Below are 8,875 nucleotides of genomic sequence, written 5' to 3' on the forward strand. Positions count from 1 at the left end.
CAGATTCTACCGCCCTTAGCTGAAGATCGCGCGCTGTTGATCGATAACTTCACTGATAGAAAAAGCGACAGCCCGTCCCGAGAGTGAATCGCATCGCGCCTGATGCAGTACAATCGCGGCTTTTAATCGCCAACCAGCTGGCCATTCCGATGATCGAACCCAAGCGCGTCTTGCGCGCCCTCGCTGAACACTGGGCACTTCTGGAGCCACTGTGTGAGCATTTCGACCAAGGCACCCTGAGCCTCAACGAACTGCGCACGCAACTGGCCGCCCAGCAACTCGACAGTACGCAGCAGGACATCACCAGCCTGCTGGACGTGTGGATTCGCCTCGATATCCTGGTTCCGGTGGCGAAAAGCCCGAACCGTTTCGAGCTCAACGCGCAAATTCACGACTTCCTCGCCTACCTGCGCCGTGAACACCGTTTGGGCCTGTGCCTGGAAATCGAAGCCTATCTGCGCCATCTCGAGCGCCTGGCCGGTTACATCCAGGACGCCTTCGACATCCGCGATGGCAACGACCTGGCGCGCCAGCTACGCCTGCTCGACATGCGGGTTCGCGATGTACTGAAAAAGCTCGATAACGACGAACAGGCACTGGTGGCCGTCGCCGAAAGGGCAAAAACCAGCGACCGACAGATTCCGCTGCGCCAGCGTTACGCCGAGGTACTGGCGACCTGGGACGAATACGTCGAGCCGATGATTGATCTGGTGAACGCCGACGGCGCCTTCGAACAAGGCGTGCGCAAGGTCGAAACCGTTCTGTTGAAGATGCTCTCCGAGCAACAACGCCTCGGCCATCTGGTCGATGACGACATGTTGCTGCGTACTCACGCGCGCATCCTCGAAATGCAGACCAGTGCCCAGTTGACCCTGCGTCACGCGCGCGAACTGCTCCTGCCGCTGCGTGAAGAGGCACGTCGCCACAACGCCGTCACCCGTGGCGCGGCACTGGCCCTGGCCGCCATCCGGCGAAAAGGCATCGACGCCGTGCCGCAGGCGGCAATGCCGCTGTTCACGCGCCCGCAAAGCACCTTCCTCGGCAGTGCCAGCCAGGTCGAGGCCTACGTTTACGCCCTGGCCCGTTTCGAACCGAAACCGGCGCGCTTCCCCAAGGCCCACAAGACCCAGAAAGGCGAAGCCCCGCGTGCGCCACGCACCGTTCGGGAAATGCTCGAGCGCTGCGAAGACGCCCTGCCAATGCCGGACCTGATGACCTGGCTGCTGGAGCAGGAGCCGGACGGCGCCACCGACGAATTGCTGTACTGGTTCTCGCGACTGTCCCGGGAAAAACGCTTCAAGCGCGAACGCCTGGAACGCCGCGACTACTTCACACACGAGCACCAGGTCAGCCTGCGCTCCTTCGCCCTGCTCTCGGCCGGCGATGACGCCACCGAGAATTCTGCGAGCATCCCACATGCATCTTGATCTATCCGAACTGTCCCAGCTGGCTCCGATTTTTCGCGAACTGTTCAAGGGCTACCACGTCAGCCGCCGCGATCCCGAGCTGTATGCGCAGCTGTCGAACTTCCAGGACCAGTACCGCACGCTGTTCAAGGCCCTGGGTTTTGAACTGGTCTGTGACACCCGTGGTTTCTACTATTTCGTGCCGGACCTCGCCGCTGCAGCAGTAAACAAAACCGCGCAACGATTGGCACTGTTCACCTTCATTCTCGTCGAGCACCTGGCCGACCAGGGCCGCGACCCGATCGCCGTGCTCGACGGCGGCAGCCTCGGTCGCGATGAACTGCCATCGCTGCTGGAAAAGTACCGCGACCTGTTCATCCAGGCCGAAGTGCAGACCCAGGATGAGCTGGAAGAAAAAATCATGCGGCGCATGACCCAGCTTGGCTTCGCCGGCGAAGAAAACGGCGTGTACCGTTTCCTGCCGCCGATGCACCGTTTCCTCGATGTGTGCCTGTCGGTGCAACAGGATCGCGATCTGGCCGCCAGCCTGCACAGCGTCCTGCCGTTGCCGGTACCGGTGCTGATCGACGAAGACAGCGACGAAAAACTGCTGCAGACCGACGACCCGCTCGACTTGGCGGAGTTTGAAGAAGACAGCGAAAGCGAAGAAGACGCCCTCGCCCGCGCCATTGCCGAAGAACAGGAGCTCGACGCATGAGCAAGGAACGCTACGGTATCCGCCGCTTTGCCCTTTTGAACACCGCCGGCTACAGCCTCGGCCTGTTCCCGCTGGAAGAGCCGCTGTCGGTTTATGGCGCGAACAACCTCGGTAAATCCGCTTCGATCAATGCGCTGCAGTTCCCGATCCTGGCGCGCATGTCGGACATGAGCTTCGGCAAGTACAGCCTGGAGCAATCCCGGCGCTTCTACTTCGCCTCCGACACCAGCTACATCCTGGTGGAAGTGAACCTGCCCCATGGGCCTCACGTGATCGGCGTGGTCGGACGCGGCCCGGGTGGCGGCTTCGGTCACCAGTTCTTTGCCTATGCCGGCCAGTTGGACCTGGCCCACTACCAGAAAAACGACACCTGCCTGCGCCAGAAAGAACTGTTCAGCAACCTTGAACGCGAAGGCCTGAAAGCCTACGAGCTCAAGCCCGATGAACTGCGGCGCCTGCTGGTCGGTGGGCACACCTCGATCCCGCTGGACCTGACACTGATTCCGCTACGCTCCACCAGCGAGCAGAGCCTGAAGACCTTCCGCGCACTGTTCATCAACCTGCTGCACATGCGTGAAATCACCGCGGCCAAGCTCAAGCAACTGTTCCTCGATGCCTTCGAGCACAGCCTGCGCTCCGGCAGTGTCGATTACATCGCCGCGTGCGAAGAAGCCTTCCGCGATGTACGACGCATGGAGCAGGACTACCACTCGCTGGTGGCCGCCGGGCCGCTGGTCGAGGCCCTGGCCAACGGCGTGAAACAGCGCGACATCCTGCGTGGCAAGCTGCACCGGATCTCGCCGCTGCTCGACTCCCTGCTCGGCACCTGGTCGGACTACGCCAGTGCCCGCAAGGAAGAGCTGACCATCCAGGCCGAGCACTATCGCCACGAGCAGGACGCCCTGCAGAACGATCAGCGTGGCGGCACCCAGGAGCTGATGCGCCTGGAGCGGGAAATCACTGGCATCCAGCGCTGGCTCGGCGAGCTGGCGGTGCTCAAGCATCGCTTTGCCCTGGTCGATGACGTCAAGGTGCTCGAGCAACAACTGCTCGCGGCCAAGGACGCCCACGACGAGCTGGCAGGTGCCCTGGCGCAGTCGCGACAGTTCAGTGCCGAGGACCTGGAAGAACGCCTGCGCGACCTGGAAAAACGCCTGAAGTCGGTCAAGCAACAACTCGACCACGCCGACAACAACAGCTACGCCCGCCTGCGCGAGGAGTTCTCGCAACAGGACGTCGAGCGCCTGATGCGCCTGTTCAACAGCGCACTGTTCAGCCTGCCGCTGGGCGAGCACGGCATTGCCCTCGACGACAACGGCGATTGGGTGAAATCCGTGGAGCTGATCCTCGACGGTTTCAAGGGCGAGCGTTTCGAAGTGCCAGGACTGTCCATCGACATCTCGCACATCGAGCCACCGGCCCTGCAAGCCTTGGCGGACCGCGCCGCACTGCGCGACCAGAAAGAGCGCCTGGAAAAAGAACTCAAGCAACTGAAAACCCAGCAAGCCGTGGCGGCCGACCGCGCCGCGAGCAAGACCCAGACCGAAGCGCTGTACCAGCAGGTGCTGGATGCCCAGAAAGCCTTGGAAGACTTCCGTCGCGCGCAGACCCTGAGCGCCGAAGAAGGCGACAAGCTGGAGCAGCTGGCGCAGATGGAAGCCGCCCAGGACGAATTGAAGCGTTCCAGCGATGCCTTCACCGAACGCGTCCAGCAACTGTCCGCCAAGCTGCAACTGGTGGGCCGGCAGATCGGTGACATGGAAGCCAAGCAACGCACCCTCGACGATGCCCTGCGCCGCCGACAGCTGTTGCCGGCGGATCTGCCGTTCGGTACGCCGTTCATGGATCCGGTCGACGATTCCATGGACAACCTGCTGCCGCTGCTCAACGACTATCAGGACAGCTGGCAAGGCTTGCTGCGAGCCGACGGGCAGATCGAAGCGCTGTACGCCCAAGTGCGCCTCAAGGGCGTGGCCAAGTTCGACAGCGAAGACGATATGGAACGTCGCCTGCAACTGCTGATCAACGCCTATGCGCACCGCACCGACGAAGCCCTGACCTTGGGCAAGGCCCGGCGCGCGGCCGTTACCGACATCGCCCGGACCCTGCGCAACATCCGCAGCGACTACGACAGCCTCGAGCACCAACTGGCGCTGTTCAACCGCGAGATCAACAAGCGCCAGGTGTCCAACCTGCAAAGCTTCCGCATCGTGCTCGCGCCGAACAAGGAAGCACTCAAGCACATCGACCAGATCATCCACAGCGCCGGTCAGTACGAAGAAGGCGAGACCCTGTCCGTCTTCGACCTCAGCCAGAGCGCCGAGCAGGACAACAAGAACGAAGAGGCCAAGGAATACCTGGCGCGGCTGGTGGCGGCGAACCACAACCAGCTCGGCCTCAAGGACTTGTTCGAACTGGCGTTCGAGATCACCAAGGTTAACGGCCAACCGGTGATCCACACCGACATCGACGGCGCCGCGTCCAACGGCACCACCATGACCATCAAGGCGCTGACCAACATGTATTTGTTGCTGCACTTGATGGACCGCGACCTGGCCGGGCGAGTGCGCTTGCCCTACTACCTCGACGAGGCCGCGGACATCGACGAGAAAAACCAGGCGGCGTTGCTGGAAACCAGTCTGCAGCTGGGCTTCGTGCCAATCCTGGCCAGTGTGAAGCCACAGGTTTGCGCCAGTGTCGCCATCGACCTGGAAGGTGGCAGCGGCCCGGCAGGCATCTACATCGATGAGGACGACTGGAAATACATTCGTCGTCATGAGCCGGTGAAGGCGACTGTGAGTGTTGAAGCGGATGAGCCGGAGCCGGAGCTGGATGCGGTTTGAGTTGAACCGTTAGATACGAAAAAGGCCGCGCTCCAATGGATCGCGGCCTTTTTTGTGGGGCTTTCAGTGCTCTTCAGGGCCTCTTCGCGGGCAAGCCCGCTCCTACAGTGGAGCGGTGTACATAAATCCATTGTGGGAGCGAGCCTGCTCGCGAAGGCGGCATCACAGCCGCCAATAAACTACTTGCCGAGTGAAATCTTCGGCGCCCAGGTCAGCCATTCCTCTTCGAACTTGTCGAACAGCGGGAATGTCTGCTCCGGTCGCGCCGGGTTGCCCATGCGTTCACCGTCTGGCGTAGCGAAGGCGACACCGCCCTGAATCATCGTCTCCAGCGATTCGGTACGCACCGTCGCCCCCCTGAACAGGCCAACATCAAAGTCAAAACCGCTGGTGTTCCAGAAGCGCGTGCCGCTGCGAACCAATGGCGCGTACTTTGGCTCGATCAGGATGCGGATCAGCACACGATCAGCCGTCTGGCCCAACTCATAACCTGTAACCTTGCCCACGGTGATTTCGCGATACGTCACCGGTACACCCGCCTTCAGCGAACCACGGCGAGGAGCGCTCAACACCAGGCTCAAACCGGCTTCCTGTTTGGCAGTTTCCGGGGGATTGGCCAGCGCCACGAAGTTCTTCTGCGGCCCCAGGTTCTTCGCTGCCGGTTGCACCTCGATGTATTGCCCGGTGACCAATGTTTCCAGGTTCGAGGTCTTGATCAGCCCCAGTTCGGGCTTGACCACCCAGAACTGACTGCCAACGCGAGCGATGCGTTCCGGAACCTCATCGATACGCGCAGTCAGCAGCACCGACTGCAGATCTTCACTCAGATCCACGTCTTCAATCTTGCCGACATCCAACCCCTTATAGCGGATCGGTGTGCCAGTACGCAGGCCATCGGCACGGTCGACCTTGATGGTGATCATCGCGCCTTTCTGGTTGGCTTGCTCATGGTTGTCGAACAGGCGGAAACGCGGGATGCGCTTCTGCAGGGGCGCCTTGGCCTCCGGTGTTTCAAAGGCGATGCCGCCGGCCATCAGGCTTTGCAACGATTCACTCTTGACCTGGATCCCGCCCGTCAGCCCGCCCGTCAACGTGATGCCACTGGCATTCCAGAACCGCGTCGAGGCGTTGACCAGGTCTTCGTATTCCTTCTCGATATGAACCCCAATCACCAGCTGTTTCTTTTTGCGCGAAAACTGATAGCTCTGTACCGAACCCACCTTGACCTGCTTGTAGAGGATCGGGCTGCCGACATCCAGCGAGCCGAGGGTATCGGTGAACAACACCAGGTGCAGGCCCGGTGAACGCAAGTCCAGCGGCGGCGCCTTGGGCCGTGCGACAAACTCACGTTGCGGCGCGGCGCCTTTGTCCCCCGGGCGTACGGCGATGTAGTTACCCTTGACCAGCGCTTCAAGGCCGGTGATACCGGCCAGGGAAATCGACGGCTTGACCACCCAGAACTGAGTGCCATCGACCAGGTAGTCCTCGGCCAGTGGATCCAGGGTCAGCTCGGCGCTGGCACCGGACAAATCGGGATCGACCTTGAGCGCCTTGAGGGTGCCGACCTGAATGCCTTTGTACATCACCGGCGTGCGGCCAGCCTGTAAACCTTCGAAGTCACTCAGCTTGACCTTGACCTTGATCCCGGCGGCGGCCGCATCGAAATCCTCATAAAGGCGGAACGGCAGGCTCGGATCGGTCGGCGGGCTGTCCTTGCGGTTTTCAGGCGTGGCAAACGCAATACCGCCGGCAACGATACTGGCCAGGGACTCACTGCGTACTTTCACACCGGACAGGTTGGCATCGATGCTGATGCCGCTGGCGTTCCAGAAACGCGTGTGTTTGCGCACGAGCTTGGCGTAGGTCGGCTCGATGAAGACCTTGAGTTCGACCGTACTCTGGTCCTCGGAAAGCACGTAGCTTTTGATCTGCCCGACCTTGATCTGCTTGTAGAACACCGGGCTGCCACGGTTCAGCGAGCCCAGGCGATCAGCCTTGATCGTCAGGTGCAGGCCGGGTTGGGCGTCCGACAGCGGCGGTTCCTGGGCCAGGGCCTTGAACTTGCGGGCAGGCTCGCCCTCACCGGGGCTGATCGCGACATAGTTACCCGAGACCAGCGTCTCCAGCCCGGTGATGCCGGCCAGCGTCACGCTCGGCTTGACCAGCCAGAAGCGCGTGCTGGTGCGCAGGTATTGCTCCACGTCCTTGTTCATCTCGACGGTCGCGATCACCCCTTTGGAGCTGCCTTCATCATCGAGCTTGAGGGCTTTCACCTTGCCGACCGGCATGCCTTTGTAGACAACTTCGGTCTTGTTGGCCTGGATGCCTTCGCCGCTTTCGAAACGTACCTGAACCTCGATACCGGTCTCGGTGTAGGCGCGCCAGCCAAGCCAGCCACCAATGATCAAGGCAATCAGGGGCAACACCCAGATGGCCGACCAGTTCGAAGCCGGTCGGGTTTTAGCTGTAGGCAGATCAGTCATGGTCGTCGTCCGACTCCGTGTTATCCCAAATCAGTCGGGGATCGAAAGTTACTGCGGCAAGCATCGTCAGAATCACCACGCTGGCGAACGCAATGGCGCCCAGATCAGCTTCGATGGTGGCAAGCCGTCCAAAATTCACGAGCGCCACCAGGATGGCGATCACAAAGATATCGAGCATCGACCAGCGGCCGATGAACTCGATAAAGCGGTACATCCATATGCGCTGGCGAGCCGACAGTGGCTGGTGACGCTGCACGGAAAACAGCAGCAAGGCGATACCCACCAGTTTGAACGTGGGCACCACAATGCTGGCGATAAACACCACAGCGGCGATGGGAATCATGCCGTGCTGAACCAGTTGGATCACACCGGACATGATGGTGCTGGGATCACCCTTGCCCAGGGAGCTCACGGTCATGATCGGCAACACATTGGCCGGTATGTAAAGAATGGCGGCGGTGATCAGCAACGCCCAGGTCCGCGCCACACTATTGGGACTGCGGGCATGCACCAGCGCACCGCAGCGAGTACAGACCTGTTCATCGGTATCAGCTTCCTGCTTGTTCAATTCATGGCATTCGGCGCAAATCAGAATGCCTGCATCAATCGCCCGCATGGGCATCCTCTCCTGATAAAGCCTGCCAGATCTGGTGAGGCGACATCACAACCTCCAGCCAGACCTGAACCAACAACAATCCAATGAAACACGCCAGGCCCAGGCCAATGGTCATTGCTGCCATATCTGCCAGCTTGACGATCGCGACCAGTACGCCCATGAAGTAAACCTCAAGCATCCCCCAGTCCCGTAAATGGTGGTAAATACGGTAAAGCAGCAAGCCGTAGCTACGTCCGACGTCGAAACGGATACTCAGCAACACGGCCAGTTGGCAGAGCAGCTTGAGCAGCGGAATCGCCATGCTGCTCAGGAACACAATGACTGAAACGCTTTGCATGCCGGTATCGAAAAGCCCGACAACCCCACTCCAGACAGTGTCTTGCGACGATTGCCCGAGCAGATTGAGTTGCATGATGGGTAAAAAGTTCGCCGGGATATACAACAGCAGTGCCGCGATAACCAGGGCGAGACTGCGCTGCACGACGTTGTATCGATGGGCATAGAGCTCGTAACCACATCGCGGGCACAGGGCTTTCTCGCCATGGTCGAGCTTGGGCTTGCGCATCAGCAAGTCGCACTCGTGGCATGCCACCAAATCGTTCAGCGGTAATTCTGACAGCCTTGAGGCGTCAACCGGATCTGGCATATAACGCTCTGACTCCGAAAAGGTTGGGCCTATTCTAGTGCCCTGAACCGAAAATAACTGTGCCAATTTGTGCACGAGTCATCGTGATTTTCTTTCGGCAAAAGACAAAACCCCTACCTGCATACGCAGATAGGGGTTTTGGAATTTAATCTTGACGATGACC

At 60.3% G+C, this 8,875-nt stretch carries 6 protein-coding genes; 3 read left to right on the forward strand and 3 right to left on the reverse strand.

Translation table 11 applies throughout. The annotated features are described in order from the left end of the window. Nucleotides 1-149: 149 nt before the first annotated feature. From mksB to mksF, 3 genes are read left to right on the forward strand one after another with little or no spacing between them, the layout of a single operon-like run. Nucleotides 150-1,427 (forward strand): Mks condensin complex protein MksB, encoded by a 1,278-nt coding sequence (mksB, locus tag HFK74_RS22480; RefSeq protein WP_180205381.1) that lies wholly within the window; start codon nucleotides 150-152, stop codon nucleotides 1,425-1,427. Then, nucleotides 1,417-2,124 (forward strand): Mks condensin complex protein MksE, encoded by a 708-nt coding sequence (mksE, locus tag HFK74_RS22485; protein ID WP_180205382.1) that lies wholly within the window; start codon nucleotides 1,417-1,419, stop codon nucleotides 2,122-2,124. The genes mksB and mksE overlap by 11 nt, the downstream gene beginning before the upstream one ends. Further along, entirely contained in the window at nucleotides 2,121-4,967 is a 2,847-nt protein-coding gene (mksF, locus tag HFK74_RS22490) for an Mks condensin complex protein MksF (RefSeq protein ID WP_180205383.1), read from the forward strand. Before mksE ends, mksF begins: the two co-directional genes overlap by 4 nt. A gap of 179 nt (nucleotides 4,968-5,146) precedes the next feature. Here mksF and HFK74_RS22495 read toward each other — a convergent pair whose 3' ends face one another. From HFK74_RS22495 to HFK74_RS22505, 3 genes are read right to left on the reverse strand one after another with little or no spacing between them, the layout of a single operon-like run. Continuing rightward, nucleotides 5,147-7,450, reverse strand: a complete 2,304-nt coding sequence (locus HFK74_RS22495; RefSeq protein WP_180205384.1) for a PqiB family protein — start codon at nucleotides 7,448-7,450, stop codon at nucleotides 5,147-5,149. After that, a complete protein-coding gene (locus HFK74_RS22500) occupies nucleotides 7,443-8,066 on the reverse strand; it encodes a paraquat-inducible protein A (protein ID WP_008055603.1) in 624 nt (207 codons plus the stop codon). The genes HFK74_RS22495 and HFK74_RS22500 overlap by 8 nt, the downstream gene beginning before the upstream one ends. Then, nucleotides 8,053-8,712, reverse strand: coding sequence for a paraquat-inducible protein A (locus tag HFK74_RS22505; RefSeq protein ID WP_180205398.1), 660 nt, complete (start codon nucleotides 8,710-8,712; stop codon nucleotides 8,053-8,055). Before HFK74_RS22505 ends, HFK74_RS22500 begins: the two co-directional genes overlap by 14 nt. Nucleotides 8,713-8,875 lie beyond the last annotated feature (163 nt).

This window comes from Pseudomonas sp. SbOxS1 (assembly GCF_013416725.1).
In the GTDB taxonomy this organism is placed as follows: Bacteria; Pseudomonadota; Gammaproteobacteria; order Pseudomonadales; family Pseudomonadaceae; genus Aquipseudomonas.

Coding starts and splice junctions, on each gene's coding strand:
- mksB (WP_180205381.1), top strand. CDS start 150: ATGATCGAACCCAAGCGCGTCTTGCGCGCCCTCGCTGAACACTGGGCA.
- mksE (WP_180205382.1), top strand. CDS start 1,417: ATGCATCTTGATCTATCCGAACTGTCCCAGCTGGCTCCGATTTTTCGC.
- mksF (WP_180205383.1), top strand. CDS start 2,121: ATGAGCAAGGAACGCTACGGTATCCGCCGCTTTGCCCTTTTGAACACC.
- HFK74_RS22495 (WP_180205384.1), bottom strand. CDS start 7,450: ATGACTGATCTGCCTACAGCTAAAACCCGACCGGCTTCGAACTGGTCG.
- HFK74_RS22500 (WP_008055603.1), bottom strand. CDS start 8,066: ATGCGGGCGATTGATGCAGGCATTCTGATTTGCGCCGAATGCCATGAA.
- HFK74_RS22505 (WP_180205398.1), bottom strand. CDS start 8,712: ATGCCAGATCCGGTTGACGCCTCAAGGCTGTCAGAATTACCGCTGAAC.